This is a genomic window from Methyloferula stellata AR4, from assembly GCF_000385335.1.
GTDB lineage: Bacteria > Pseudomonadota > Alphaproteobacteria > Rhizobiales > Beijerinckiaceae > Methyloferula > Methyloferula stellata.
Map to the genome: position 1 here is coordinate 3,890,167 of NZ_ARWA01000001.1, position 24,370 is coordinate 3,914,536.

Annotated in this window: 29 protein-coding genes; 10 read left to right on the forward strand and 19 right to left on the reverse strand. The window is 59.6% G+C overall.

The genetic code is table 11. The annotated features are described in order from the left end of the window. Positions 1-48: 48 nt before the first annotated feature. The 18 genes from A3OQ_RS0119315 to nifA form a co-directional block, all read right to left on the reverse strand. Positions 49-912 (reverse strand): SIR2 family NAD-dependent protein deacylase, encoded by an 864-nt coding sequence (locus A3OQ_RS0119315; RefSeq protein ID WP_020177089.1) that lies wholly within the window; start codon positions 910-912, stop codon positions 49-51. Next, complete coding sequence (locus A3OQ_RS0119320; RefSeq protein WP_020177090.1) at positions 909-1,133, reverse strand: hypothetical protein; 225 nt, start codon at positions 1,131-1,133, stop codon at positions 909-911. The genes A3OQ_RS0119315 and A3OQ_RS0119320 overlap by 4 nt, the downstream gene beginning before the upstream one ends. A 41-nt stretch (positions 1,134-1,174) precedes the next feature. After that, complete coding sequence (locus A3OQ_RS0119325; protein ID WP_026596022.1) at positions 1,175-1,474, reverse strand: 2Fe-2S iron-sulfur cluster-binding protein; 300 nt, start codon at positions 1,472-1,474, stop codon at positions 1,175-1,177. A 65-nt stretch (positions 1,475-1,539) separates the two neighbouring features. Next, positions 1,540-2,697, reverse strand: a complete 1,158-nt coding sequence (locus tag A3OQ_RS0119330) for a DegT/DnrJ/EryC1/StrS family aminotransferase (RefSeq protein ID WP_020177092.1) — start codon at positions 2,695-2,697, stop codon at positions 1,540-1,542. Beyond that, positions 2,697-2,966, reverse strand: coding sequence for a hypothetical protein (locus A3OQ_RS0119335; protein WP_020177093.1), 270 nt, complete (start codon positions 2,964-2,966; stop codon positions 2,697-2,699). Before A3OQ_RS0119335 ends, A3OQ_RS0119330 begins: the two co-directional genes overlap by 1 nt. Positions 2,967-2,976: 10 nt before the next feature. Then, the gene (gene nifT / locus A3OQ_RS0119340) at positions 2,977-3,189 is read right to left on the reverse strand and encodes a putative nitrogen fixation protein NifT (protein WP_026596023.1); all 213 of its coding nucleotides are present in this window, start codon (positions 3,187-3,189) and stop codon (positions 2,977-2,979) included. A gap of 39 nt (positions 3,190-3,228) precedes the next feature. Continuing rightward, positions 3,229-4,365 carry a cysteine desulfurase family protein gene (locus A3OQ_RS0119345; RefSeq protein ID WP_020177095.1) on the reverse strand — a complete coding sequence of 379 codons (1,137 nt, stop codon included), beginning with the start codon at positions 4,363-4,365 and terminating at the stop codon, positions 3,229-3,231. A gap of 342 nt (positions 4,366-4,707) precedes the next feature. Beyond that, positions 4,708-4,962, reverse strand: a complete 255-nt coding sequence (locus tag A3OQ_RS0119350; protein WP_020177096.1) for a nitrogen fixation protein NifZ — start codon at positions 4,960-4,962, stop codon at positions 4,708-4,710. Then, positions 4,959-5,294, reverse strand: coding sequence for a nitrogen fixation protein NifZ (locus tag A3OQ_RS0119355; RefSeq protein ID WP_020177097.1), 336 nt, complete (start codon positions 5,292-5,294; stop codon positions 4,959-4,961). The genes A3OQ_RS0119350 and A3OQ_RS0119355 overlap by 4 nt, the downstream gene beginning before the upstream one ends. Positions 5,295-5,389: 95 nt before the next feature. Continuing rightward, positions 5,390-6,178: a 4Fe4S-binding leucine-rich repeat protein gene (locus A3OQ_RS0119360; protein WP_020177098.1), complete on the reverse strand. Its 789-nt coding sequence runs from the start codon at positions 6,176-6,178 to the stop codon at positions 5,390-5,392. Then, complete coding sequence (locus A3OQ_RS0119365; protein ID WP_020177099.1) at positions 6,171-6,710, reverse strand: hypothetical protein; 540 nt, start codon at positions 6,708-6,710, stop codon at positions 6,171-6,173. The genes A3OQ_RS0119360 and A3OQ_RS0119365 overlap by 8 nt, the downstream gene beginning before the upstream one ends. A gap of 38 nt (positions 6,711-6,748) precedes the next feature. Then, on the reverse strand, positions 6,749-7,111 hold the full coding sequence (locus tag A3OQ_RS0119370) for an iron-sulfur cluster biosynthesis family protein (RefSeq protein WP_020177100.1): 363 nt from the start codon (positions 7,109-7,111) through the stop codon (positions 6,749-6,751). Between the two features lie 2 nt (positions 7,112-7,113). Continuing rightward, on the reverse strand, positions 7,114-7,332 hold the full coding sequence (locus tag A3OQ_RS0119375; protein WP_026596025.1) for a YfhL family 4Fe-4S dicluster ferredoxin: 219 nt from the start codon (positions 7,330-7,332) through the stop codon (positions 7,114-7,116). A 95-nt stretch (positions 7,333-7,427) separates the two neighbouring features. After that, the gene (gene nifB / locus A3OQ_RS0119380) at positions 7,428-8,957 is read right to left on the reverse strand and encodes a nitrogenase cofactor biosynthesis protein NifB (RefSeq protein ID WP_425280308.1); all 1,530 of its coding nucleotides are present in this window, start codon (positions 8,955-8,957) and stop codon (positions 7,428-7,430) included. A gap of 770 nt (positions 8,958-9,727) precedes the next feature. Then, positions 9,728-10,561, reverse strand: a complete 834-nt coding sequence (locus tag A3OQ_RS0119390) for a 4Fe4S-binding leucine-rich repeat protein (protein WP_020177104.1) — start codon at positions 10,559-10,561, stop codon at positions 9,728-9,730. A gap of 27 nt (positions 10,562-10,588) precedes the next feature. Continuing rightward, the gene (locus A3OQ_RS0119395; protein WP_020177105.1) at positions 10,589-10,783 is read right to left on the reverse strand and encodes a 4Fe-4S dicluster domain-containing protein; all 195 of its coding nucleotides are present in this window, start codon (positions 10,781-10,783) and stop codon (positions 10,589-10,591) included. A gap of 126 nt (positions 10,784-10,909) precedes the next feature. Then, positions 10,910-11,107, reverse strand: coding sequence for a 4Fe-4S binding protein (locus A3OQ_RS0119400; protein ID WP_020177106.1), 198 nt, complete (start codon positions 11,105-11,107; stop codon positions 10,910-10,912). 382 nt (positions 11,108-11,489) lie between these two features. Continuing rightward, positions 11,490-13,307, reverse strand: a complete 1,818-nt coding sequence (nifA, locus tag A3OQ_RS0119405; protein WP_051116056.1) for a nif-specific transcriptional activator NifA — start codon at positions 13,305-13,307, stop codon at positions 11,490-11,492. Between the two features lie 521 nt (positions 13,308-13,828). Here nifA and A3OQ_RS0119410 point away from each other — a divergent pair. The 6 genes from A3OQ_RS0119410 (at position 13,829) to A3OQ_RS0119435 (ending at position 19,767) form a co-directional block, all read left to right on the forward strand. After that, positions 13,829-14,920 carry an ATP-dependent DNA helicase gene (locus A3OQ_RS0119410; RefSeq protein WP_020177108.1) on the forward strand — a complete coding sequence of 364 codons (1,092 nt, stop codon included), beginning with the start codon at positions 13,829-13,831 and terminating at the stop codon, positions 14,918-14,920. Beyond that, entirely contained in the window at positions 14,920-15,849 is a 930-nt protein-coding gene (gene osmF, locus A3OQ_RS0119415) for a glycine betaine ABC transporter substrate-binding protein OsmF (RefSeq protein WP_020177109.1), read from the forward strand. Before A3OQ_RS0119410 ends, osmF begins: the two co-directional genes overlap by 1 nt. Positions 15,850-15,861: 12 nt before the next feature. Further along, positions 15,862-17,247, forward strand: a complete 1,386-nt coding sequence (locus A3OQ_RS23075) for an ABC transporter permease (RefSeq protein WP_152428537.1) — start codon at positions 15,862-15,864, stop codon at positions 17,245-17,247. Beyond that, entirely contained in the window at positions 17,244-18,179 is a 936-nt protein-coding gene (locus A3OQ_RS0119425) for an ABC transporter ATP-binding protein (protein ID WP_020177111.1), read from the forward strand. The genes A3OQ_RS23075 and A3OQ_RS0119425 overlap by 4 nt, the downstream gene beginning before the upstream one ends. Then, positions 18,169-18,918, forward strand: a complete 750-nt coding sequence (locus tag A3OQ_RS0119430; RefSeq protein WP_020177112.1) for an ABC transporter permease — start codon at positions 18,169-18,171, stop codon at positions 18,916-18,918. The genes A3OQ_RS0119425 and A3OQ_RS0119430 overlap by 11 nt, the downstream gene beginning before the upstream one ends. A 102-nt stretch (positions 18,919-19,020) precedes the next feature. Continuing rightward, positions 19,021-19,767, forward strand: a complete 747-nt coding sequence (locus A3OQ_RS0119435) for an SIMPL domain-containing protein (protein ID WP_026596028.1) — start codon at positions 19,021-19,023, stop codon at positions 19,765-19,767. A 440-nt stretch (positions 19,768-20,207) separates the two neighbouring features. Here the strand turns inward: A3OQ_RS0119435 and A3OQ_RS0119445 are convergent, their stop codons facing one another. Beyond that, entirely contained in the window at positions 20,208-21,143 is a 936-nt protein-coding gene (locus A3OQ_RS0119445) for a methyltransferase domain-containing protein (protein WP_020177115.1), read from the reverse strand. Between the two features lie 246 nt (positions 21,144-21,389). On the opposite strand from A3OQ_RS0119445, the gene A3OQ_RS0119455 reads away from it, so the two are divergent. The 4 genes from A3OQ_RS0119455 (at position 21,390) to A3OQ_RS0119470 (ending at position 24,328) form a co-directional block, all read left to right on the forward strand. Beyond that, positions 21,390-22,196 carry a ComF family protein gene (locus tag A3OQ_RS0119455; RefSeq protein WP_020177117.1) on the forward strand — a complete coding sequence of 269 codons (807 nt, stop codon included), beginning with the start codon at positions 21,390-21,392 and terminating at the stop codon, positions 22,194-22,196. A gap of 78 nt (positions 22,197-22,274) precedes the next feature. Continuing rightward, positions 22,275-22,553 (forward strand): glutaredoxin 3, encoded by a 279-nt coding sequence (grxC, locus tag A3OQ_RS0119460; RefSeq protein ID WP_020177118.1) that lies wholly within the window; start codon positions 22,275-22,277, stop codon positions 22,551-22,553. Continuing rightward, complete coding sequence (locus tag A3OQ_RS0119465; protein WP_020177119.1) at positions 22,550-23,050, forward strand: DUF1178 family protein; 501 nt, start codon at positions 22,550-22,552, stop codon at positions 23,048-23,050. The genes grxC and A3OQ_RS0119465 overlap by 4 nt, the downstream gene beginning before the upstream one ends. A 255-nt stretch (positions 23,051-23,305) precedes the next feature. Beyond that, entirely contained in the window at positions 23,306-24,328 is a 1,023-nt protein-coding gene (locus A3OQ_RS0119470; protein ID WP_020177120.1) for an aspartyl protease family protein, read from the forward strand. Positions 24,329-24,370 lie beyond the last annotated feature (42 nt).

The window sequence follows — 24,370 nt, forward strand, 5'->3', positions numbered from 1 at the left end:
CGGGCTCCAACTGGGGAATGTCGAAGCCCGCTCTAACTGAACTCCAACTCACGCAAGCGCCGCTTCTTTTTGCTGCACGAATTCGGCGACGAAATCGGCCAACGGCATGTCGATACGTTCGATATTATATCGCTTGAAGAACTTCAATTCGTTCTTTGTCGGCTCTTCGGGCAGCACCGCCCAATGCTTTTCGGACGAGCGCTTCATGATCTGGAACGCGAAAATCCGTTCGACCTGGCTCGAGAAGCGGCAGCCGAGGAACAGGAAATTGCGGCCCGTCCGGATTTCCATCACCTTTTCCGGGATCGGCGTCTGAATGTCGATTTCGGTCAGGACCTCGACATAATCCGAGTCGGAGACAAGAAAATTGCTTCCAGGCGTCACGCAACCCCAGGGATAATAGAGCACCGACTCCCAAGCCTGCGCCGTCGCCAGTTCGGCTTCCTTGTCGATGAGGCTATTGTCGGCATTGAAATATTGCACCCAGGTCGCAAGGTGTTCGGCATGGCTGACGCCCTGCACGTGACCCCATTTATTGGTGCGCGAGGCCTGCATGGCCTGCAGCATCAGATTGTCGTACCAGGCGTAGACGACGAGCGGGATCTTCTCCTGCGCCGCGAGATAGGTGTGCAAGGCGGTCGGAGGGACTTGCGCCTTGAACGCATCGGTCATGACCGAGCTGATCGTTTTCCGGTGCTTGAAGTTCTCGATATATTGCGCGGCGGCCGACAGATTCTTGCGGATCTTATGCGGCACGGTCGCCTTCGCCGTGAGTTTGGCAACCAGCGGCTCGGGACCCGCGGGCAATGGCAGATTTTCCCCGGCTAGAGCCAGGGTACCCGGCCCGAGATAGGGAATAAGACGACCCTCATTGAGGGTCGTCCTGATAGCAGCGATGGCTTCGGAGGTCATGCATTTGCCTTTTCATCCGGAGCCATTGTCTTGAAGCGCGCCAACTCGTCATGCGACATGTAGAAGGCAGCACGCCCCCCGGACAGCGAGTGAACGGGCAGACGATACGAGAGGTAGTCGTACCATTCCTGAGCACCGACACCTTCGGGCGCTTCACCACAGGAGGTGCAAAGCCCCTTGGGGTCATAGCGGACTTGGAGAACGACTTCAGCGATAGGCATGCGACATATCCTTTCTTTCTAAGTTAGGTGCGACGGCCGTCTTAGCCGGAAAGCGCACCGAGCAGCTCGATCTTGGCGTCCTCGGTGCCCAGCGTGGCGAGACAGGCGAAGCGCGACTTGGTCGCGACGCCAATCATGTTTTCGAGGCGCTCGTTTTCTTCCTTGGTCATTTTGGCCAAGCCCTTCTTTCCTTCGAGAAGGAAGATATGGCAGCTGTCAAATTTCCCTGTATTGCACTTGCATTCCATCGGAAATCCAGCCGCCTGAATGGCGGCCAGGAGGGTCGACCCCTCCGGGACTTCCTGCGTTTTTCCCGAGGGCATGATCGTTACTGTCGGCATTTCAATTGAACCCCTGTCTTAAGCGTTGGTGTTTTAGCTGACTTCCCGAATTTTTCTACTGACTTCTAAAGCGTGATTTCCGCACCCGCACCGATGTTGATCGACGCATCCTTCATCGTGCCCACGATGAAGGCGATCTGGTTCTCGGTGAGGTGCGCGTGAAACGGCAGCAAAACAGCCCGATCCGCCACTTTTTCTGTCACCAGAAAATCCTTCTTGCGATAGCCCAATTCAAAATAATAGGGCTGCTGATGCAGCGGCACCGAATAGGCTGCCGCCTCGATATCTTCCTTCCTCATATCGTCGATGATCGAGTCCCGGCTCGACCGCGTAAAGCGCGTCCCGAGATGAACGATGTAGAGGAACCAATTGACGCTCGTGACATCCGGCCCGATGTAGGGATCCTTGATCCCCTCGAAGGACTTCACATAGTCGAAATACCAATATTCCGTCCGCTTGCGGCGCTCAAGAATCAGTTCGAGCCGCTGCAATTGAACGAGACCCAGTGCCGCGGCCAGATTGCTCATCGAAGCCTTATAGGCCGCCGCCATGCCGACGACGACCGAGGCGCGTTCCTCGACCCGGTGCGACCGCCAGCGGCGGAGCGCCATAGCAACGTCCTGACTGTCGGTGACGACCATGCCGCCTTCGCCGCAGACCAGCGGGCCCGGCTGGGAGAAGTCGAAAATCGAACAATCGCCGAATGTTCCGACCATTTGATTTTTATAGGTCGAACCGATGGCCTCGCTTGAATCCTCGATGAGGATCAAGTTGTTGCGGGTCGCGACATCGCGGAACGACGTCCACGGCGCCGGATGTCCGTTGACATTGCCGACGACGATCGCCTTGGTCTTTTCAGAAATCTTGTTCTCGGCCTTTTCAGGCACGAGGCAGCCAGACCAATAGTCGATATCGGCAAAGATCGGAAAAGCGCCGCGCAGACCGATCGCATGGGTGATCTCGCGGTAGGAATGCGGCGAACAGATCACCTCATCGCCGGCGCCGATTCCATAGGCATCGAGCACGAGCATCAGACCGATGGTGCCGCTTGCAACCGCGATCGCATATTTGCGCCCGGAATATTGTGCGAAAGCCGCCTCGAAAGCCTCGACCGCTTCGCCCGAGGAAATATTCGGGCTCTGCAAAACATCGGCGACGGCATCGAGCTCGGCTTGCGAGATGTCAGGGTCCGAAATCGGGATCCAACTCGAACTATGGGCCATCACGCCACCTTGTTCACGACGATGATCCCGGTCGCGACGCCGGGATCTCTTGTCATCGTCACGCAGTGATCGACCGCGCTGATCAGATAAAGTGTGAACTTCGGGAATTCCTTGTAGGGATTCTCGCCGTCGACGTCGCTCGGGTCGCACCGCGTCAGCGACACACCCGGAAAATTCTGCCGGAAGTCCTTGAACACGGAATCATTCGCGTCCGGACCATCCAGCATGGTTTCGATCTTCGCAAGGTTTTCGCTCGTGAGACTGCTCATGGCTGAAATCTCATTCTTCGTTCAATTTCCGCGCTTCAACCGTGCAAGGCAACACTGTCGCGGCGCTCTCCGGCGGCAATTCCAATTGCCAACCGTTGGCGAGGGTGACGATCCCGCCCCACATATTCTCTTTTTCCATCGAGACGATGGGCTCTTCGAGGTCCTTCTTCGGCACGTAGACCGTCAAAATGCCCGCGCCGTCCTTGCGTATCATAATTCTCATCGAGACCCCACTGATGTACCCAAAATCCTAGCGCCCTCATCAAGCGGCGATTGCCGCCGCTTCATTCACGATCCCGGGCAGAACATCAAGGAGCGTGTCAATATCGGCGGCCGTATTTTCACGGCCGAGAGAAAAGCGAACCGACGACAAGGCACCGCGCTCGTCGACGCCCATCGCCAGAAGCACGTGCGACGGCTCCGTCTTCGAGGACGTGCAGGCGGCACCGGCCGAGGCGCAAATCCCGGCGCGATCGAGCCGCTCCAGGATCAACTCGGCCTCAAGATCACCGAACCTGATCATCGTCGTATTGCTGACGCGCTCGGCGCCGGCGCTATGGACGCTCGCCAAGGAAACCCGAGACAGCACCCCGGCTTCAAGCTTGTCGCGCAAAGCGGCCAGGCGTTCGGTCTCGGCTTGCAATTCCTTTTGCGCGACGAGCGCGGCCTTGCCTAGGCCGACGATGCCAGGAACGTTTTCAGTACCGCCGCGCCGCGCGCGTTCCTGATGCCCGAACAATTGCGGCGGGATCTTCACGCCCTTGCGCACGAAAAGAGCACCAATGCCTGTCGGCGCGTGAATCTTATGGCCGGACAAAGAAAGAAGATCGACCGGGATTTTTTTCAGATCGACGGCGATCTTGCCGACCGCCTGCACGGCATCGGTATGGAACAAGAGCCCCTTGCCGCGCGTCAAAGCGGCGATCGCTTCGATCGGGAAAATCACGCCGGTTTCATTATTCGCCCACATTACGGAGACGAGCGCCGTATCCGGCCGGATCGCGGCCTCGACCGTCGCCGGATCGAGCGTGCCCTTTGCGTCAACCGGCAGATAGGTGACGCTATAGCCTTGCGTCGCGAGGTGCTTGTACAATTCCATGCAGGACGGGTGCTCGACGCTGCTGGCGACGATGTGCTTGCGCTCGGGCGCCGCGGCCAGAGCGCCATAGACGGCGAGATGGTTCGATTCCGTGCCGCAGCTCGTATAGACGATTTCAGGCGGCGTGCAGTTGAGCAGGCGGGCAAGTTCGCCACGCGCCTGCATCACGGTTTCCTTGCTGCATTCGCCCGCCTTGTGCTTGCTCGACGGATTGGTCGGGCCGCTCTGCATGCAAGAGGTCATCGCCTCTATCGCTTCCAATGCAACTGCCGTCGTCGCATTATTATCGAGATAGATCATGTGTTTCACTCTCGTTTGCCAGCCAGCGCGCCCCGCTTTGCCTGAGGGCGCGGGCCGTGAACCGGGCACAGCAAAATTCATGCAAAGGCATATGTTTCGGTGCGTCCATCCAGGCGAATGGGGCAGCGAAAGCCGTGCCGTTCAATTGTCAACAAAGCCGTGAAAACGATCAGGCCAAGCCCGATCGCTGTCGCCCCTGTGGAAGTCCAATCTGCGAAGACTTGACTTCCATTCGTTTCGGCGGGCCAAACCGCGCGCGCCGCACGCGATTTCTTTTACGATTGAAACCCGCGGCTTGCAAGCCTGCGATCAGCGCGGCAATACCACGGGCGTTCTCGGAAATCAGACTGGAAGCAGCTCTTCTTCCAGGCAGCCGACGACGAAGCGGCTGCCCTCGAATTCGACCAGATAAAGCGGCTTCTTCGTCTCTTCGATGGTTCCTATATTGACGATTTCGCCCATCTCGCCCGATTTGGCCAGCAAGGCATCGACGGGTTGATCTGGGTAGGATCCATCATTGAAGAGATCTTCGACAACCTGGACGCGCTGACCCCATTGATATTTGGGCGGCCGCGCTCCCCCGTCTGGATCGATCATTCCTCGTCTCCCTTGGGTGCCGCCTTCTTTTTCTTCTTGGCGTCTTCATCCTCGTCGCCGTCCACGGCCTCGAGTTCCTTGGCCTTCATGCCGACTTTGTTGCCGGTGAGCATAAATTCGACGCCAAAGATATAATATTGCTGCAAAAACGTGCCGATGTTGCAGACGTAGCCTTCTTCGCCCTTCTTCGCCAAGACGTCGCCGACATCCTTGCCGCAGAACGTTCCATCGTTACGAATGGTGCGCTTGGTGCGAACGCGCTGGCCATAAAGGAAACGCGGCGGCTCATTGAGCTCGCATACCGATGGGTCTTCCCGGCTGATACTGGTCATTTCCGTCTCTCCTCAGCAATCTTCGTGACGTCGGCCCGATCACTCGGTTCATTCATCACAATCATCACATCTCTAGCTACGCCGGCGTTGCCCGCTCAACTAATTCTTGCCTCCGGCGCCCCGCTGCCACTGGCCTGCAAGTCGCCAAGCCGCTGCACCGCCAGCTCGCGGACCAAGGGGTCCTCGTCCACAGTCATCTGCGTCAAGCGCTGCAGATCGTCGATCCGCCCCGCCACTTCATAGCGAACCCGCCAATCCGCGTCCGAATACAAGGCAACGAGCTGCTCGTTCGTCAGTCTTTGCACCACTTCGAGCCGGACGCTCGGGTCCTTGTCCTGAGCCAGACGCATCAACCATGCCGGATCGATCCGCCGCACAATCGTACGCCGCACCTCCGGCTCGGGATCGTGAATCATTAACGGCAAGGTCGAGGGCGACAGCCGCCGCGCGACCATGGTGCGCACATAATAATCAGGATCCTTGATCATCGAGACGAGATTTGCGTCATCGAGATGCGAGGCGACGCGAATGCGAACCTCGCGATGCGGGTCGTTAATGAGCTTCAAAAGATAATTCTGCGGCAGGCGCGCCGCCGCCGCCCAGCGCACGGTCTCGTCGGGATCTTCGAGCAAGGGCGGCAGCCGGAAGACATCGGCATGCTTGGCCGCGACCGCCCGCGTCTCGAAATAGGGATCGTTCAGATGCTCGTTGGCGAGCGTCGGGTTCCAATAGAAGAACCGGTCGATACGGCGCGCGTAGCGGTCGAAGACGCAGGCCTGCTTGAGCTGGCACTTGCCTTCGGCCAGGAAGACCTCATAGCGACATCCTTCGCAGCTGAGCTCCTGGCCTTGCCAGTCCCGCGCCTCGTCAATGTCGTTACGCATTGTCGGCGTCCCTCTCCTTCTTGCGCTGATAGACTTCGAGCAGCAGGGTCGCGCCAATCTTGTCGCTTGCGTCGAGTTCGAGAAGCTTCATCGTTGCCGAGAGGCCCTCTTCCAGATTGCCCAGGCGCATCTGCAGGTAAGCATAGCCCTTGAGCACAAACAGGAAGAAACGCGGCATCATCTCATAAGAGCTGAAATCCGCGTCCGAGCTTTGGACCTGGTGCCAATCGTCCGGCAGATTATTATGATACGCGGCTTCTGCGAGGCAGACGTGGCAGACCTCGAGACATTCTTCGAGCCGGCCTTTGTAAAAAAAGAACCGGTAAAGGCCGATCAGGACAGCCGGATGAGCTGGAGCAATGGTCTCGGCTTCACGCAAAAGCTGTAAGGCGAGATCGCCGTCGGCATAGACCGTCGCTGCTTGATCGAGGCACTTTTTCGCCTCCAGCGGCAGCCCAGCGCCCAAAAGGACTTCGACATCCTGTATGCCGCCGCCGGTGCTCAATCCGGTTCCGGTTGCCGGGACCCCCATTTTACTCTCCGTGCTGAGGCATGAACGCCTGAGCCGATTTAATGCTCGCGCACGTGTTCTGGCAAGCTCGCCGCATCATGGCTGTGCGTGCCGCGTGTGGATACGTGGCTCGGATCGTGGAACTCGAAACCCGAGGTCGTCGCCGTTTCCTGGAAATCCATCGTCACGCCTTGCAGCAGCAGACGGCTTTGAGCCGGCAGGAAGAAGCGCAAGCCATTCAGGTCAAGCGTGGTTTCACCCGCCGCGGGTGAATCTGCGATCACGAATTCCGCCGCAAGGCCGGAACTGCCGCCAGGCGATACCGACAGACGCAAACCGCTCGTCGGGCCACCATCGAAGCGCAGCAAGCGGCGGACAAACTTGTCCGCTGCAGGCGTGATCGTCAGATTCAAGTCGTTCATGCTCAAGCCGCCTGATAGCGCGGATAACTCTCGTCAACGACGCAGGTCTCTTCGACCGGGCAGATCAGAGCACATTGCGGATCGTCATGGAAACCAATGCATTCGGTGCACTTGGCAGGGTCGATGACATAAATGCCTTCGCCTGCGCTGATGGCTTCATTGGGACACTCAGCCTCACAGGCCGAGCAGTTCACACAAGAGGCTGCGATGAGTAGTGCCATTTGCCTGCTCCTGGATAGAGAGGTTCTATTTACGAAATCGGGGCGCGAACTTCTCGCGCCCCGATCATTTATTCTATGACCAGATCGCTGAAAGATTATTCAGCAGGTTCGGTCACGGCGTCCAAGGAGTTGGCAATTTCGCCGGGGCGAATTTCAGCGTCACCCTTTTCGACGTGGATGATGGAACCATCCTTCACGCCTTCGAGATAGCGCTTGAAGTAGGTGATCGCGGACTTCTCGATGAACTCGTGAGCGAATTCGTCGATCGGCTCGATACCGGCTTCCTTGAGGGTGTTCTTCGGGCAACCACCGATCTTCGCAACGAAGACCGCATGGCAATCCTTGATGGCGCGGATGACGGTCTCAAGAGCATCTTCCTCGCCGTAGCCGCCCTGGCAGTACAGGTCGACGCGACGATGGCCGATGAAGTGAGCGCCCTTACCCGTGCTCAGTTCGTAGATCTGGAATTCGGAAGCATGACCGAAATGCTCGTTGATGCGGCCCGAACCCTTCGTGGCGACAGCGGCGAGGATCTTGATCTCGCTGTCGACGCCGGCGAGGATCTGCAGCTCGCTGGCCTTGGCGCCGGCAACCGCATTACGCTCGTCTTCGACCTTGGCCTGGTAGGCCTGGCGGGTAGCCAGATCGTAGTTGACGTCCATTTCCATGATCTTTTCGGTGGTGAACTCGGCCGAACGATCTTCACCAAGAAGACCAACGGCGTCGGCGCGGCACTGACGGCAGTGACGCATCATGTTCATTTCACCTTCGCAGGAATCCTGAAGCTTCTTCAGTTCCTGAGCCGTCGGGCCACGCTGGCCGGTCAGACCGAACACGGTGCCGTGCTCAGCAGCCGAGATCAGCGGCATGATGTTGTGAAGGAACGCACCGCGGCCCTTAACAGCCTTGTTGACTTCGACAAGATGCTTGTCGTTGACACCGGGGATCATGACCGAGTTGATCTTGGAGAGAATGCCACGCTCGGTGAGCATCTCGAGGCCTTGCATCTGACGCTCGGTCAGGATCTTGGCGCCTTCGAGGCCGGTGTAGCGTTTATGCTTGTAGAAGATCCAGGGATAGATCTTCGCGCCGACTTCCGGATCAACCATGTTCACAGTGATCGTGACGTGGTCGACATTGTACTTGGCAATGGTGTCGACGTGGTCGGGAAGCGTCAGGCCGTTGGTCGACAAGCAGAGCTTGATGTCCGGGGCGGTCTTGGCGATGAGCTCGAAGGTCTTGAAGGTCTTCTCCGGGTTGGCGAGCGGATCGCCAGGGCCGGCAATGCCGAGCACGGTCATTTGCGGGATGGTTGAGGCGACCGCCAGAACCTTCTTCGCAGCCTGCTCAGGCGTCAGACGCTCCGAGACGACGCCCGGACGAGATTCGTTGGCGCAATCATATTTGCGATTGCAGTAATTGCACTGAATGTTGCAAGCCGGGGCCACCGCGACGTGCATACGGGCGTAGTGGTGATGCGCCTCTTCGCTGTAGCAGGGGTGGTTCTTGACCTTTTCCCAGATTTCCGGGGGAAGATCGTTCTCGGCAGCAGCCGTACCGCAGCTGGCTTTCTTGCCGCCGTCGCTGTCGGTTTCGCAGCCTTTGTGCTCGGCCATCATCTTCATGATTTCGTCGGCGTTCTTGCCGGCGGCCACAGCCGCTTCCGCGACTTCGCGTTCTGTCAATTCCATGTTCGATCCTCGCTTTATGGCTGGAACCTATTGGTTTTAAGGAAGCGTCTGCACGCCACCCGCCGATAAGCTCAATTACGATCCCGTTGAGGCAAGATCGCCTGGCAAGGGGAGAGCAACTCCCATGCCAAAATAAACGGACTTCTAATTCATTGAATCGAAGAAGATTTCTAAATTGAACCGGCTGTCACGATGCCGACAACCCCTCCGCTAAAACCCGCATCAGGCTGTTCGAAATACGACACTTGCAGCAGAGACAGGAGCCGACGCTAAATATAGAGCAACCAACCTCGGCAATTGCTGAGCCTTGGCCCACCGTTATGACTTCAAAATTCATAACGATATTTCGTGATCCCGCATTTAACTTTGGTGTCGGACAAGCCCGCGATTTGCCTTGCGAGGAAAGCCGCGCTTGATCTTCGCCAATGCTTGCGGCTCACCGCGACGCCCGACCCGAAACCTTGGCGGCTTTTTCCGGATGATGCCCCGGCGCTAGAGCGGGATGAGCAAAAGTGTAAGCGGTTTTGCGGCGCAATCCAGTTTACGCAGATTGCGTATACTTATCTGCGCTATCCCGCTCTAATTTATTGAATCGACCACGTTTCATGATTTTGGACTAACCCAACTCGGGCAAGCCCCAGTTGGGCATTTGAAAGGTCAAAGTCGGGCAGGCCCGACTTTGACGAGCCCAAAATCATCGTGATCTACTGCGCCGAATGCGGCCTGCCGAAAAGAGAGATGACATTGCTGGACGGCAGCGGCCCTGGCTCGGGCTCGCGCGGCTGGGCCGCAATGCCCAATTCCAGCATGCGCTGCGTCGCCATGTCACGTACCAGCGCGTCCGCATCCTCTTGGAAGAGGGGCAGATGCTCGGGATCGATCCGTTCGGCGGCAGTAAAGCGCACCCGCAAATCCGGGTCGGCCGCGAAAACGTCGAGCCGCTCGGGCGCCAGCCGTTCAGCGACTTCGACGCGCACCATCGGGTCTTTGTCCTGGCACATATCGGGAAGGCGGGAAGGATCGAGCCGGCGCGCCACCCAGCGGCGCACGACGGGCTCCGGATCGTGCATGGCCATGAAGACGATATCGGCAGGCATGCGGCGGATGACGACGACCCGCACATGATGATCGGCATCGTCGAGCATGGCGACCAGCGCCTGGCCTTCCATTTTGCAGGCGACGCCGATCCGCACCCGGCGGTCGGGATCCTTGGCGAGCCCTTTGACGCGCTCCGGCGGCAGACGCGTGACCGCCATCGACCGAACCTCGGGTTCGGGATCGTTGATCATCGAGGCTATGCGAAAGAGGCTGGCATATTTGACCGCGACGGCCCGCAGCTCGAAATAGGGATGCTCGAGGTGGGCATCGGCCAATTCGGGATTGGCGCGAAAAAACCGGTCCATATGTTTAATGCGACGATCGAGTGCGCAGGCATAGCCCTTGCGGCATCGACCGTCGCTTAGAAGCGGCTCATGCGGGCATTGTTTGCAATCGACGAGCTGTCCTTGCCAATCGTAAACATCGCCCACATCGTCCATCGGACGGCGCCTTTTGCGATCTGCCGATTAGGCCGGAACGCAGGTCTGCGGAACCGGGCAGACGGTGTCGCATTGCGGATGATCGAAATCACCTTCGCATTCGGTGCACTTCTTGGGGTCGATCACATAGGTCTCGTTCTTGAACGAGATCGCCGTGTTCGGGCATTCGAATTCGCAAGCGCCGCAAACTGTGCACTGAGAAGCGATGATTTTGTAGGACATGATAGCGCTCCCTTATAGAAACAGCCGGAGAGACCTTTATGTTCTCTAAGCTTAGATCAACAGATGGAAGGGTTTGAACATCACCGCCCTGCCAATGGATACCTCGCCATCTTACCGCTTACCTCATTAGGCAGCGGGAACGCAGGTCTGAGGAACCGGGCAAACCGTATCGCATTGCGGATGCTCGAATTGATCTGCGCATTCCGTGCACGTTTTGGCATTAATGACGTAGGTCTCGTTCTTGAACGAAATCGAAGCCGTGGGGCATTCGAATTCGCAAGCACCGCAAACAGTGCACTGAGAAGCGATGATCTTATAGGCCATGGTAGCGTTCCCTAACAAAGGGTCCAGAGAGACCGGTCTCGTGTCTCCAGACCAACCGCAAAAAACCTCAGACATCCGCCACCGCCGGTCCCGGCCTGTCGATCACAAGCGGAACCAATCGATTGGAAGGATGGGACACGGCCATCCGCCAATGAATGTCTCGCGTGATGGGAGCAAATCCTATACCAACGGGGTAACAGGTTGATCTACCGAGGGGACTTCAAGCGTCAACCGTGCAAAACCACGCCAATAATGTCGTACCTCTGACAATGTGGCAGGCAGGTTTGCTGCAACGCACCCGCTCACGGACAAGTTGACGCATGAATGAGGGCCTGCTCGCCCGCAGACCGTCATCCCCGGTACAGCCGGTGAGCGAAAAGTTTCAGAATTTTTTGATCTCGATGGCGTGTTTGCGCAGCGCATAACCGATCTGGCGCGGCGTCAGCCCCATCATCCGGGCAGCCTTGGCCTGGACCCACCCGGTCTTTTCCATGGCGTCGAGCAGTCTCGCCCGTTCGCTTGCGTCATCGGCCGACGATTGGGGCTCATAATCCTCGGCTGGAGCTGTGGAAGACTCCGCCGGCGCGGTCGGCGCCGGCCGCTCTGGCTCCCGGCTCCAGACCGGCGCCTCCGCCGGCCGGCGCGCCTCGGCGCGGGTGGCTTCCGGCGGCACGCCCGGCAAAGACCCAAGCCCACCGGTGGCCTTACTATGATTATGGCTGCCCCAGCCATCGCCGCCGGCCGTCTTGCCCTTCCACAGCGTCGCGGAGAGGCATTGATCCTGTTCGCAGGCGAAATCGGCAGCCGCGACCGTGTCGCCGGTTGCGAAAGTCGCCGTGCGCTGCACGCAATTTTCGAGCTCGCGCACATTGCCGGGGAAATAGCAGGATTTCAGAATCTGCGTCGCCTGCTTCGAGAACGAAAGCTGGCGGCCGTTTTCCTCGTTAAACTGCTCGAGGAAATGCGCGGCCAGCAGCGGAATGTCGCTGGAGCGGTCGCGCAAGGGCGGCAGCAACACCGGCACTACGCTGATGCGGTAATAGAGATCGGCGCGGAACTCGCCTTTGCGCACCGCCTCTTCGAGGTTTTTATTGGTGGCCGTGATGAGCCGTACATCGGCCTTCAGCGTGCGCACGCCGCCGACGCGCTCGAACTCGCCATTTTGCAGAACGCGCAGAAGCTTGGCCTGGAAAGCGAGCGAGATTTCGCCGATTTCGTCGAGGAACAAAGTCCCCCCGTCGGCCAGTTCGAAACGGCCCTTGCGCAGGCCGATGGCTCCGGTAAAGGCGCCCTTCTCGTGGCCGAACAATTCCGATTCAAGCACGCTTTCGGCGAGCGCCGCGCAATTGACCTTGATAAAGGGATGCGCCGCGCGCGGCGACATTTCATGCAGGGCGCGGGCGAAGAGCTCCTTGCCGGTGCCGGACTCGCCGCGCAAAAGCATGGTGGCGTTGGAGCGCGCGACGATCGCGATCTTGTCCATGACCGCACGGATCTGCGGGCTTTCTCCGATGATGCCGGAGATCTTGGCTTTGGCCGGTGACGAAGGCTGCAGCTTCGCAACCTCCTTCTGCAGGCGGTGGCTTTCTTCGATCAGCCGGTCGCGGTCGCGGGCGACGACGCGATGCAATTTCACCGTCTGGCCGATGAGATTGGCAATCATCACCAGGAAACGGACGTCGGAATCGAAGCGAAACACGCTGTCGCCGTCCCAGATGCGGTCGACCGTGAGCGTGCCCACCACGCGGTCGCCGGCACGGATCGGCACGCCGATGAAGGAAACTTTGGCGCCATTGACGCCATCGGCACCAAGCGCTGTCAGATCCGCCGCATCGAAAAGCTCATGATCGGCGATATTTTGAACGACGAGCGGAACAGCGGTCGCGATGATCTGACGGATCGCGCGATCGGGAAACCGATGTGCCCGCTCCGGCGCGCCCTCGCTCCAATCCGCATCGACGGACACTTCCGGCACGCCGTCATCATCGACGAGCACGATGGTCCCGTGCCGCATCTGCAAGAAGGACGAGAGAAGATTGACGACACTCGCCAGCGTCGTTTCGAGCTTCGTCGGCGCCGTCAGGATTTTGGAGATTTCATAGACGCCTATCAGGGCGATTTCGCTCAACTGCACGCGATGGGCAGGATTCTGTTTGCCCACAGCTACAGTGTCAGCCTCAGTTGCGGCGCGATCATCCATTACGCGGCCTCCGATTGAGTGCTGGTGGCGGGAAGAAAATGTCGTTTTCCAAACAGGGCGGTATGTCGAAAATCTGACGTAACCACTCTATGCTTCCCCCTTGGAACTGTCGCTGATAAAATTTGTGCATTCACTTGCGAAACTTCTCGGCATCTTGCCTGTCAAAAGTCCAAACTGCCTGATTTAAGGCATTTTGCTTCGCTATGATTGGAAGTGAACGTAACTATACGCTCCAATTCTTCCGATGAATACCTGCAACTGAGCAAGGTAGCGTCATTATCCTTACCATCAATCAAGCCCGGCGGCCCTTCTTGGTTCCAAAATCAGACTCTGATCCAAGGCTATGTCCGTTGTTCGTCGCAACCCGGACATAGCGCAAACGGCCATTTTAGCCGTTTGGAAAGGGTCTAAAACGCCCTTGGACCCCCGTGCAACAAAGAACCTGTTGCATTGGCTCCCTCGCATGAGCGACATGTCGTCCCTTCCCTCGCATGTCAAATGCGCCTCCAATCGTGTGATTCATGGCCTGGTCGCCGCAGCAAGATGCCGCACTCAAAGCTGTCGCGCGATGGCTGAACGAAAAGGACCGGCAGGTGTTCCGCCTGTTCGGCTATGCCGGCACCGGCAAGACGACGCTTGCGAAAAAGCTGGCCGAGGACGCCGACGGCGAAGTCGCCTTTGCCGCCTTTACCGGCAAAGCCGCCCTCGTTCTCCGCTCGAAGGGCTGCAAGAACGCAAGGACGATCCACAGCACCATCTATAAAGCCCGCGACACCGACACCGAGGAACCGTCCTTTACCTTGAATGAGGATGCCGCGGCGGCACGCGCGGCTCTCATCATTATCGACGAATGTTCGATGGTCGACGCCGATCTTGGTCGCGATCTCTTGTCCTTCGGCAAGCCGGTGCTCGTCCTGGGCGATCCGGCGCAGCTTCCGCCGATCAAGGGCGGCGGGTTTTTCACGGACGGCGAGCCCGACATGATGCTCACCGAAGTCCACCGGCAGGCGGCGGATAATCCGATCATAAGGCTCTCCATGCAGGTGCGCGAAGGCGGAAGGCTTTCGCCAGGCAGCTATGGCGAGAGCCGGATCATCTCGCGCCATGAGATCGATGCCGGGCTCGTGACCAAGGCCGATCAGGTTCTGGTCGGGCTCAACAAGACGCGGCGCTCTTATAATAGACGGATGCGCGAACTCTTCGGCTATGAAGACCCGTTTCCGGAGGTCGGCGACAAGCTCGTCTGCCTGCGCAACGATAAGACCAAGGGGCTTTTGAACGGCGGCCTCTGGATCGTCCGCACCAAGGCCACGGGCCGCGGCCGCAAGCTGAAATTCACCGTCGTGCCGGAGGAAGATTCTGCCCGCAAGCCGCTGCGGATCGGCATTCTGCCGGAATTTTTCGAAGGCACGGAGGACAGCCTCTCCATGAAACAGCGGCTCGACTCGGATGCTTTCGATTACGGCTATGCGCTGACCGTGCACAAAGCCCAAGGCTCGCAATGGGACAATGTCGTGCTCTTCGATGAGAGCGGCGCCTTTCCCGACTATCGCGCCCGCTGGCTCTATACGGGCCTCACCCGCGCGGCCGAGGCCATCACGGTCGTGATGTGATGGAGGCCGCCTTTCGCACGACACGCCGCAGCTTTCTCACCGGCGCGGCGGTCTGCGCATTGGTGGCGTCGGCGCGGGCGGAGACCCCGATCATCGTCAGTTCGAAGCTCGACATCGAAGGCGCGCTGCTCGGCCGGATGATCCTCATCGCGCTGTCGCGCGCCGGCCTCCCGGTCGAGAACCGGCTGCTGCTCGGCCCGACCGCCATCTTGCGGCAGGCGCTTTTGTCAGGCGCGATCGACCTCTATCCCGAATATACCGGCAACGCCGCCTTCTTCTTCAACGATGACGCCGATCCGGTCTGGCGCAACGCCAAGAAGGGCTATGAGCGCGCCGCCAGCCTCGATCTTGCCCGAAACCATCTCGTCTGGCTGACGCCGGCGCCCGCCGACAATAATTGGGTGATCGCCATGCCGCGCGCCCTCGCGGCATCGCTGCATCTCACCTCATTGGCCGATTTCGCGCGCTGGGTGAACGCAGACGGCCCGATCAAGCTCGCGGCCAGCGCCGAATTCGTCGAAAGCCCGGCCGGTCTGCCGGCTTTCGAGGAGGCCTATGGATTCAAGCTGAACGCAATGCAGCTTTTGGTTCTCTCGGGCGGCGAGACTTCGGCGACGTGCAAAGCCGCGGCCGACGGCATTTCCGGCGTCAACGCCGCCATGGCCTATGGCACCGACGGCGCACTCATAGCGCTCGATCTGATCGCGCTCGACGACGATAAGCATGTGCAGCCGGTCTATGCCCCTGCCCCGGTCGTACGCGAAAGCACCTTGGCGCAATATCCGCAGATCGCGCCTTTGCTCGCACCGGTCTTCGCAGGTCTCGATCTTTCGACCTTGCGGCGTTTGAATGCGAAGATCGCCGTCGACGGGCAAGAAGCGGCGAAAGTGGCGGAGACCTATCTCGAAAGCCAAGGTCTTTTGAAATGAGAGGCTTTTGAAGTGAAAGGGCGTCGCTTGCCGCAGATCCATAATCGCGTGCTGCTGCTCCTCGGCATCGCTGGCGCAATCGCACTGGCTTTCGGCGGCTTCCTCGACATGGCGCCGAACCGGCTTGCGCGCGGCGTGGATTTGCCGGTCTTCGGCCAGTCGCTTGGCGCGGGGCTTGCCCTCGCCGCGCCGCTCGCAGCTTTCATTCTCCTTGCTTTTGTCACTGGGCCTTCCGAGGGAAGTCGAAGCAGCGAGCTAGATAATCCCTCGTCCTTCGAGACACCGCATTCCAAGTCGCGCTGGCGCGACTTGATGCGTCTCCTCAGGATGAGGGGATTGAAGACTTGGCCTAAATTAGCCCTCATCCTGAGGAACTTGCATCGCTGGCGATCTATCGCAACAGCGAGATCGCAAAGCAAGCGTCTCGAAGGACGAGGGCGGTCCGTAAACCTGCGATCAATTGCAACTTTGGTCTCCGCGTCCCTGCTTTTCTACGCCTGCCTCATCGACGCCGGGCTTTTAGCGAGATCTCTCGCCTCGCCCGAGACGCCAGCCTTGCGTCTCTCGCTCGGTAGCGCCTTCTGGATTCCGACAGCCTGCGCGCTCTTCGCCTTTCTTGATGCCATGCAGAGGATGCAATTCGGCCTCGTCTCGCGCGCCGGCTGCTTTATTCTTCTGTGTCTGCCCTTCGCGCTTTTGGCGGGCGCCGGGTTTTTCGACTCTCTCTCGCTCGCGAAGGAATTCGAAAATCACCAGGCCGTTTTCATTCAGGCGCTCGTCGATCATCTGCTCTTGGTCGTCCTGTCGCTCGGCGTGGCGCTTCTCATCGCGATCCCGATCATATTCGCGATAAGGCAGAAATCGGGCCTGCAAAACCTCGTCTATGCCAGCCTTGGCGTCATTCAAGCCGTGCCGTCGATCGCGCTTTTCGGGCTTTTGATCGCGCCGCTTTCGGCGCTCGTGGCGCATGTGCCTGTCCTCGCGCAATTCGGCATCAGCGGCACGGGGCGGACGCCGGCGATCATCGCGCTCGTGCTCTACGCATTGCTGCCGCTCGTGCGAAACGGCATGACCGGCCTCGATGCCGTGTCGCCCGACGTGAGAGACGCAGCAAAAGGCCTTGGCTTCAGCGCCGGAGCGCGCGTCTTGAAGGTCGATCTGCCGCTTGCCATGCCGGCGCTCCTCTCCGGCATGAGGGTCGTCACGGTGCAGGCGATCGGCCTTGCCGCCGTGGCCGCCTTGATCGGCGCGGGCGGCCTTGGCACGTTCGTCTTTCAGGGCATTGGCCAATATGCGCTCGATCTCGTGCTCGTCGGCGCGATCCCGATCATTCTGCTGGCGCTTGGCGCCGATCTCACCTTCCAGCTTCTCCTCTCGATGGTGAGGGCACGCGTGTGATCGACCTCGAAGGCATCAGCAAAAGCTTCGGCGCGCTTAAAGCGATCGACGATCTGTCGCTCAGGGTCGAAGAAGGCGTCTTCTGCACGCTGGTCGGACCGTCCGGCTGCGGCAAATCCACTTTGCTGCGCATGATCAATGCGATGATCGCCCCCGACGCGGGGCGCATTTGTTTGCGCGGCACCGATATCGGCACGTTGCCGCCCGATCAATTGCGGCGCGGCATCGGCTACGTCATCCAATCGGTCGGGCTGTTTCCGCATTGGACCGTCGCCGACAATATTCTGACCGTGCCGCGCCTGTTGCACTGGCCCAAGGAAAAATACGCCAAGCGGCTCGACGAGATCGTCGCTTTGACCGAAGTCGATCCAAGCTGGCTCCCCCGCTATCCGCGGCAATTGTCGGGCGGCCAGCAGCAGCGCGTCGGCGTCGCCCGCGCGCTCGCGGCCGACCCCGACATTATCCTCATGGACGAGCCCTTCTCCGCGCTCGATCCGCCGAGCCGCGCGAGCCTGCAGGCCTCCATGCGGCGCATTCATGCGCAAAGCAAAAAGACCATCATCTTCGTCACCCATGACATAGACGAAGCCTTGAAGCTCGGCACGCAGATCACCCTTCTGAACAAAGGCCGGATCGCGCAGACAGGCACGCCGCAAGAGATCCTGGCGCGGCCCAAAGACGAATTCGTGGAAAATTTCATCGGCGGCACGGCGCCGCGCTTGCGATTGCTCGATCTGGAGCAGGTCGCAAGCCGCATGCGGCCCGAAACCACCGGGCAAGCACCATTGATCTTCGCCGATGCGAGCCTGAAAGATGCCTTGAACCTGATGCTAAGCGAGAGCTGCACCACGCTTGCGGTCCAAGACCGCAATGGCCAGCGCGTCGGCACGCTGACGATCGCCGATCTAATCGAGCCGCCGCATGGAAGCTGAAGTGCAATTGCGCCAAACCCGCGCCCTGTCCTATCGGCCTTTGCTTCTGCTGTTGGCAGTTTTCCTGGCAACCGTCTTTCTCATGCCTTTGACGGCGCCGCTGTTTCGCTGGCTTTTTCCGGACCTGCTGCGTCCGGTTTATACGCGGGCAAGTTTTTTCGAACTGACATTGGCGCATTGCGAATTGGTCTTCGCCTCGACGGCGGTCGCCGCTTTGATCGGCATAGGCACCGCGGTTTACGTCACGCGCCAAAGCGGGAAAGAATTTCTGCCCCTGGTCAGCGCGCTCGCCGCGATCGGCCAGACCTTTCCGCCGGTCGCGGTCCTGGCGCTGGCCATTCCCCTGCTCGGCTATGGCGCGGCGCCAACCGTTCTGGCTCTGGTCCTCTATTCGACCCTGCCGATTTTGGAAGCGACGATCGCAGGCCTCTATGCCGTACCGGGTTCTGCGCGCGATGCCGCTTTGGGCCTGGGCTTTTCGCCGGGCGGGCTTTTGTTTCACATCGAGCTTCCGCTCGCCGCCCCCTTCATTTTCGCCGGGCTGCGCAACGCCACGATCATCAATATCGGGACGGCGACCATCGGTTCGAGCGTCGGGGCTTTGTCGCTCGGCTCGCCCATTCTCGAAGGCCTGTCGGCGTCGAATCCGGCCTATGTCATCGAGGGTGCCATCGTCGTCTCGCTGCTTGCCGTGGTCGTCGACCGCGCCTTCGAGACGCTCGAACAGGCCTTGAATTGAGCGGAGAAGCGCCGCGAAATCGTCATCATGAATTCGTGAACTTACTTTGTTGTTTATCCCGACCTGTTCGAGCCGGTTCTTCAGCGCTTTAGGATCTTATTAATGTCATTCCTCCGTCTATCCCTCGCTTGTCTCGTCATGCTGCCCATCGCGGCCCATGCCCAGGATGTCCCCCTCAGAGACCAGCTTCCGCATATCACCACGACAGGCTCCGCCCATGCCAATGTGATGCCCGACCTCGCCATCATCTCTTTCGCCGTCGTGACGGAGCGACCCACGGCTTCGGCGGCTTCGAGCGATAATGCAGCAGCTGCGCAGGCCGTCGTCGGCGAGGTCAAGGCGCAAGGGATCGACCCCAAGGATATCCGCACGGTGTCGGTGACTCTCTCGCCCGTCTATGACGAAAGCCGCGATGCCAGCGGGCACCTCGTCAAGCGTACCTTGCGCGCTTATTCCGCCCGCAACGGCTTGGAAGTCCGCGTGCATGCGATCGACAAGGCCGGGGCGCTCGCCCGGCAATTGATCGAAAAGGGCGCGAATAATTTCGGCGGCATCAGTTTCGAAGTCGAACATCCGGAGCCGAAACTCCGATCGCTGCAAACGGAGGCAACGAAAGATGCCTTGGCCCGCGCCCAGAGCTATGTCGATGCGCTCGGTTTGAAGCTCGGGCGTGTCATCGAAATCGCGCCGCCAGGTGAAGGAACGCCTTATCCGGCCGCGCCGCGCGCGAAATTCGCAGCAGCTATGCCCGCCCCGCCCGAAGCTGGCGCTGCTGCCGCGATCCCGATCGAACCCGGCTTCGAGACTTTGGCGACCTCGGTCAGCGTGACTTGGGAACTGGTGCAGTAACGGCGCTCGACAACCTTCTCCCTGTGGGAGAAGGTGCCGCCGGAGGCGGCGGATGAGGGGTTACGATCATTCAATGATGGCACGTAACCCTTCACCCGGCTGCTGCGCAGCCACCCTCTCCCACAGGAAGAGGGTTTACGCGCCTCGCGCTAATAAGGCTCGTTCGTCCTGCCGCCGCACTCCGTCCTTTCGACGCAGACACACCGAGTGTTGTTCGTGTCGCAAGCGGGTTTGCGAATCGGTCCGCATGGATATTCGCGGCCGTCATAACCCCGCATCGCGCCGCCGCATTGTCCCTCGGAATGCGGCGGGCTTTGAGCCATGACCTGCGAAGCAATCAGCAGCGAAGCCGCGGTCATCAAGCTCACCAAGACGATCCTCATCACATCTCTCCAAAACGGCCAGCCGACTCGCTTTCATGCTTTTTAACCCAAGAGGCGTCACGGTTTCAATTTGGTCTCGGTCGTGCCCAAGGCCTCGGCGAGACTTATTTTTGCCGAGCCGGGCGGCAAGGGCTTTTGCTGGCTCTCATGCGGCGCCCAGCCGGAGATAAAGAGCAATTCGAAAGTGGCGCGCACCCGGCCGTCGGGATCGCTGAACCGCTCGGCATAGACTTCCGCCGCGCGGATCAGGATCGCGGGCCGCAAGGGCCGGCGCGCCCGCTCGCTCATCGTGTTCGTCGCACCCATGGCGCGAAGATCCGCCATAAGATCGAACATCGTATCGTAGCGCACGGTCAGAGGTTCGATATCCGCGACCGGCAGCGCAAAGCCGGCGCGCTGCAAAAGACCGCCCATGTCGCGCACATCGACGAAGGGCGCAATGCGCGGGCTGATGCCTCCCAAGATCTCGGTCTCGGCCAGGGCGAAAGCCGTGCGCAGCTCATGCAGCGTCCGGCCGCCTGCGAGGCAGGCCAGCAAGAGCCCGTCGGGTTTCAGGGCCTGGCGGATCTGCACCAGAGCGCCGGGCAGATCGTTGACCGCATGCAGCGCCAAGGCCGAAACAACAAGATCGAAACTCCCCGGCGCGAAAGGCAGTGCCTCTTCATCGCCGATCAGATTGAGGATCGGAATAGGCGCTATGGTTTGAGGCAAAGGCGCGAGCCGAACCACGTGTATATTGGGGACGGCGGCCAGCCTTTGTGCCAGCTCTGGTCCCGGCGTGCCGAGATCGAGGCATGCCGCAAAGCTGCGGTTGACCGTCGCCAGCCGCTCGACCAAATCCTCGGCCGCGCGGGTGAGCAGAAAATCGGCAGGGCTTTTGGCGAGCGCGCGCAAGAGCCTGCGGCGCTGCAAGCCACGCTCGAAGATGCGGATCGGCGCTTGGGGGGAGCCGTCGCCCACTTTTGGCTTTCCGTTCATATAAAGGCCATTCATCTCTTGGCGGCGAGCATGGCGAGCGGGTCACTTTAGTCAATGACGACCCTCCGGGTCGCCGCCGTAAGGCGGTCGCGAAGCGATCATTGACAAAAGCAGACCCGACTCGCCGATAATGCCGCCGTTGGATGAATGGCGAAACCTGACCTTGCCCATTATGCTTTCGAGCAAAACACGATGAGCTATAAGGTGGCCTAGCAGTGAGGCAAGCCTTGCGGGTACAGCAATCCCAGCTAAGCTCGCCCCATGCACGGCGATGACCTAACCGAAACCTCCAAACCCCATGCGGCCTTGCGCGCCGCCACGCATTTGGGCGCGGCGGCGAGGCATCTGAGCCGCGCCGCGCTCGATCTCATCTTCCCGCCGGCCTGCATCTCCTGCCGCGAGGCGATCGCGGCGCATGGCGCGCTTTGCCCCGCCTGCTGGGGCCAGGTGCGCTTCATCGAGCGGCCTTTTTGCGACCGGCTCGGCACCCCCTTTGCCGCCGATCTCGGCGCCGAGGGCCTGCTGTCGCCGGAAGCCATCGCCCATCCGCCCGTCTATGCACGCGCCCGCGCGGTCGCGAGATTCGAGGATGGGCCGGTGCGCCATTTGATCCACCGGCTGAAATATGGCGACAGGCTCGAACTGGCTTTGCCGCTCGGCCGGCAGATGGCGCGGGCCGGACGCGAGCTTTTGGCCGAGGCCGATCTGCTCGTGCCAATCCCGCTCCACCGGGGCAGGCTCTTCTGGCGGCGCTTCAACCAGGCCAATGCGCTTGCCGAGGTGATCTCCAAGGCGAGCAAAGTCCAAAACGATCCCTTCGTCCTCGAAAGGACCAAGGCGACGCCCTCGCAAGTCGGGCTGACCAAGGTGCAACGGGCCGAAAACATGCATGGCGCCTTCGCCGTGCCGGAGGCGGAAAAGATCAAGATCGAGGGCCGCGCCCTTGTCCTGATCGACGACGTGCTTACCTCCGGCGCGACGCTCAACGCTGCGGCGCGGGTGCTTTTGCGGGCGGGTGCCGCCCGCGTCGATGCGCTCGTCTTTGCCCGGGTTGTGACGGGCGCCTAAATGCCCATATAAACGGGCGAATAGCCGGTTCGGATCGGCCCGGCGCTGCGCCGCGGGCAAGGTCCAGAGGGAAACTAAATGTCCACGCCAGTCGAAATCACGATCTATACGACAAGCACCTGCCCCTATTGCCGCGCCGCCAAAGACCTTCTGAAGAAGAAGAATCTCGCCTTTAACGAGATTTCCGTCGATGGCGATCCGGACGGCCGCCAGAAAATGACCGAGCGCGCCAATGGCCGCACCACCGTGCCGCAGATCTTCTTCAACGAGACGCATATCGGCGGTTGCGACGATCTTCAGGAATTGCATTGGGGCGGCAAGCTCGATCTCCTGCTCGCCGATCTTGCGGAGCGATGATCAAATTCTCCCTCGTTTGTGACAGCGGCCACAGCTTCGAAAGCTGGTTTGCCAATGGCGCGGCCTATGACCAGCAGGCCGAGGGCGGCTTTGTGCATTGCCCGATCTGCGGCTCCGCCAGAGTGACGAAGGCGATCATGGCGCCGGCGATCGCGAGCCATCTCGGGCGAGGATTCGAAACCCGCGCCGCCGAAAGCCGCGTGATCGAGGGCGAAATCATTCCGCCGCAGCCCGCGGGGACGAATGCCCTGCCGCCCGCTTTGCTCGATGAACAGCAGCACGCCGTCCGCGCGATGATCGGCGCCATGCGGGCGAAAATTCTTACTGACACGATCGACGTCGGCAAAGACTTCCCCGAAGAAGCCCGCAAGATGCACGAGGGCGAAAGCCCCGAGCGTCCGATCCGCGGCGAAGCCACGGTCGAGGAAGCTCACGCCCTGATCGAAGACGGCATCAAGATCATGGCCGTGCCGGCCGCGCCGGATGAGCTGAATTAAGGTTGCGATTCAATCGATAAGCCGTCATTGCGAGGAGCTATGCTCCGAAGCAATCCATGCCACCGTTTGAGCTGCTGCCCCTGGATTGCTTCGCTTTGCTCGCAATGACACGGCGGCATCCAATCGCTGCCGCTGCGGCCAGCTCCGAACCAGCTTGGCAAGGCAAGATCGTTTCATTCGGAGCCCCGGCTCGGTCATGCGCCGGCTCGTTCTTCGCCGCGTTGCCTTTCTCAAATTTTTTGACGCAGACCTTCGATGAAACTTGCGATTCTCGTCGCTCTCCATCTCTGTTTTTCGATCACCCTCGGCGCGCCGGCCTTTGCCGATTGCAGCCTGCTGAAAATCACGCAAATGCCTTTGGTCGAGCTCGGCAATCATTATGCCGTGATGGTCAAAATCAACGATGTCATGCGTCCCATGATCGTGGACACCGGAGCGGAAATCACGACGCTTAACGCAAGCGCGGCAGATAAGCTCGATCTGACGCCGGATATGGCGTCAATTGGTCATTTGAGACCCGTGGTCGGCATCGGTCAGACGGCAGCCAAATTATATCTGAACGTTATTCCCGCCATGTTCGGGCTTGGCGATCTCGTCTATCGCAACCGCAGCACCGCCGTCGCCGATATGGGCTTTGAACAGAAACTCCGGGAAAGCGCATCCATCGGTCTGATCGGCGATGACATTCTCTCCCAATATGATGTTGAGTTTGACTTTGCGTCTAAGCAGCTGAGCTTTTACCGCGCGCAAAATTGCTACGACACTTTCCTGCCATGGACCGGGCCTTATGCGAAAGTGCCTTTCGATCATCATGACGTAAAAATTGTCGTCGATATTGTTCTCAACGATGAAAGAACGCGGGCCATTGTCGATACGGGAAACAATGTTTCATTCGTTTCGCGCAAATCGTCGGCTCTATGGAACGTGCCGGATGACCAATTCGTAAATACAAAGGCAGTTTCAACAAGCCCATTGAATGGCGGAACATCCAAGCCCATCAGGAACTATACATTCGATACATTCAAGATCGGCGACGAAACCTTTTACAAAAAGACGATCGGTATCGTCGATGTCGATCTTTCGACAGGCACCGCCAATCTCGGATTGGACTATTTCAAAACCCACAAATTATGGATTTCCTATCGAAACCAAATGATGTTCATTTCCCGGCAGCCAGCGCTGTCGAAGCTGGCCTATCCGGTCGTAGAGGCAAAGCCGATGGCCGGGGACGGCCGCACGAGCATTGCCGTGCAGACAGCGCCTAAAGAGTTGAATTAAGGGCCAGCAGTGGTCTTTGACGCTTCCCGGTGTTAAAATACA

What these genes read in the sequence shown, in the direction of transcription:
- A3OQ_RS0119355 (WP_020177097.1), bottom strand. Translation starts at nt 5,294, where the DNA reads ATGACCAGTATCAGCCGGGAAGACCCATCGGTATGCGAGCTCAATGAG.
- A3OQ_RS0119315 (WP_020177089.1), bottom strand. Translation starts at nt 912, where the DNA reads ATGACCTCCGAAGCCATCGCTGCTATCAGGACGACCCTCAATGAGGGT.
- A3OQ_RS0119360 (WP_020177098.1), bottom strand. Translation starts at nt 6,178, where the DNA reads ATGCGTAACGACATTGACGAGGCGCGGGACTGGCAAGGCCAGGAGCTC.
- A3OQ_RS0119455 (WP_020177117.1), top strand. Translation starts at nt 21,390, where the DNA reads ATGCACGGCGATGACCTAACCGAAACCTCCAAACCCCATGCGGCCTTG.
- A3OQ_RS0119470 (WP_020177120.1), top strand. Translation starts at nt 23,306, where the DNA reads ATGAAACTTGCGATTCTCGTCGCTCTCCATCTCTGTTTTTCGATCACC.
- nifA (WP_051116056.1), bottom strand. Translation starts at nt 13,307, where the DNA reads ATGGATGATCGCGCCGCAACTGAGGCTGACACTGTAGCTGTGGGCAAA.
- A3OQ_RS0119400 (WP_020177106.1), bottom strand. Translation starts at nt 11,107, where the DNA reads ATGGCCTATAAGATCATCGCTTCTCAGTGCACTGTTTGCGGTGCTTGC.
- A3OQ_RS0119335 (WP_020177093.1), bottom strand. Translation starts at nt 2,966, where the DNA reads ATGAGCAGTCTCACGAGCGAAAACCTTGCGAAGATCGAAACCATGCTG.
- nifT (WP_026596023.1), bottom strand. Translation starts at nt 3,189, where the DNA reads ATGAGAATTATGATACGCAAGGACGGCGCGGGCATTTTGACGGTCTAC.
- A3OQ_RS0119410 (WP_020177108.1), top strand. Translation starts at nt 13,829, where the DNA reads ATGGCCTGGTCGCCGCAGCAAGATGCCGCACTCAAAGCTGTCGCGCGA.
- A3OQ_RS0119390 (WP_020177104.1), bottom strand. Translation starts at nt 10,561, where the DNA reads ATGGACGATGTGGGCGATGTTTACGATTGGCAAGGACAGCTCGTCGAT.
- osmF (WP_020177109.1), top strand. Translation starts at nt 14,920, where the DNA reads ATGGAGGCCGCCTTTCGCACGACACGCCGCAGCTTTCTCACCGGCGCG.
- A3OQ_RS0119430 (WP_020177112.1), top strand. Translation starts at nt 18,169, where the DNA reads ATGGAAGCTGAAGTGCAATTGCGCCAAACCCGCGCCCTGTCCTATCGG.
- A3OQ_RS0119320 (WP_020177090.1), bottom strand. Translation starts at nt 1,133, where the DNA reads ATGCCTATCGCTGAAGTCGTTCTCCAAGTCCGCTATGACCCCAAGGGG.
- nifB (WP_425280308.1), bottom strand. Translation starts at nt 8,957, where the DNA reads ATGAAGATGATGGCCGAGCACAAAGGCTGCGAAACCGACAGCGACGGC.
- A3OQ_RS0119330 (WP_020177092.1), bottom strand. Translation starts at nt 2,697, where the DNA reads ATGGCCCATAGTTCGAGTTGGATCCCGATTTCGGACCCTGACATCTCG.
- A3OQ_RS0119465 (WP_020177119.1), top strand. Translation starts at nt 22,550, where the DNA reads ATGATCAAATTCTCCCTCGTTTGTGACAGCGGCCACAGCTTCGAAAGC.
- A3OQ_RS0119370 (WP_020177100.1), bottom strand. Translation starts at nt 7,111, where the DNA reads ATGAACGACTTGAATCTGACGATCACGCCTGCAGCGGACAAGTTTGTC.
- A3OQ_RS0119445 (WP_020177115.1), bottom strand. Translation starts at nt 21,143, where the DNA reads ATGAATGGCCTTTATATGAACGGAAAGCCAAAAGTGGGCGACGGCTCC.
- A3OQ_RS0119345 (WP_020177095.1), bottom strand. Translation starts at nt 4,365, where the DNA reads ATGATCTATCTCGATAATAATGCGACGACGGCAGTTGCATTGGAAGCG.
- A3OQ_RS0119375 (WP_026596025.1), bottom strand. Translation starts at nt 7,332, where the DNA reads ATGGCACTACTCATCGCAGCCTCTTGTGTGAACTGCTCGGCCTGTGAG.
- A3OQ_RS0119365 (WP_020177099.1), bottom strand. Translation starts at nt 6,710, where the DNA reads ATGGGGGTCCCGGCAACCGGAACCGGATTGAGCACCGGCGGCGGCATA.
- A3OQ_RS0119350 (WP_020177096.1), bottom strand. Translation starts at nt 4,962, where the DNA reads ATGATCGATCCAGACGGGGGAGCGCGGCCGCCCAAATATCAATGGGGT.
- A3OQ_RS0119435 (WP_026596028.1), top strand. Translation starts at nt 19,021, where the DNA reads ATGTCATTCCTCCGTCTATCCCTCGCTTGTCTCGTCATGCTGCCCATC.
- A3OQ_RS0119395 (WP_020177105.1), bottom strand. Translation starts at nt 10,783, where the DNA reads ATGTCCTACAAAATCATCGCTTCTCAGTGCACAGTTTGCGGCGCTTGC.
- A3OQ_RS0119325 (WP_026596022.1), bottom strand. Translation starts at nt 1,474, where the DNA reads ATGCCGACAGTAACGATCATGCCCTCGGGAAAAACGCAGGAAGTCCCG.
- grxC (WP_020177118.1), top strand. Translation starts at nt 22,275, where the DNA reads ATGTCCACGCCAGTCGAAATCACGATCTATACGACAAGCACCTGCCCC.